At 32.6% G+C, this 527-nt stretch carries 1 protein-coding gene; it reads left to right on the top strand.

Annotation, left to right across the window (positions count from 1 at the left end; all coding sequences use genetic code 11):
• Positions 1-527 (top strand): transposase (locus KM800_RS15185; protein WP_254906592.1); only part of this gene is annotated, 527 nt, incomplete at both ends.

The raw sequence follows: 527 nt of genomic DNA, 5'->3' as shown, positions 1-527 counted from the left end.
CATACTGCAAATAATTCTATAAATGTTAAAATCAGTGATAACTCCAATAAATCAAGTAAAAAATATGAATTTTACTGGGGTTATAAAAACCACGTTATCTGTGATGCAATATCTGGACTCCCTATAGATGAATACACAAGTACTGCTGATATCAATGAAATTTCTACTTTAACCAAATTTCTTTCAAGTACAAACAGCTGGTTTTCACTTAATGGAAGTTACGTTATCGCAGATAAAGGCTATGATTCAAAATCAAATCATAATTTCATAAAAAACAACCTGAAAGGACTTGCCTTTATTGCCATGAACAAAAGAGGAAAGAAAAATCCTAAATTAACTTCCACCGGCAATATTATATGTCAAGGCGGTCTAGCCATGCATAAAGATGGAAGACAGTATTTTGATTCCTACATCAAGCAAAAATTCTGCTGTCCATTTAAAAAATCCAAAGATAATTCTCTGTGTCCCTGCAAGCATGAAAAATATTTCAATGGCAGGAAAAACAGAGGATGTGTCCGTTATATCAG

Source organism: Clostridium tyrobutyricum, assembly GCF_019144085.1.
Taxonomy (GTDB): Bacteria; Bacillota; Clostridia; order Clostridiales; family Clostridiaceae; genus Clostridium_B; species Clostridium_B tyrobutyricum_A.
This window is presented reverse-complemented; position numbering and strand designations above follow the sequence as displayed.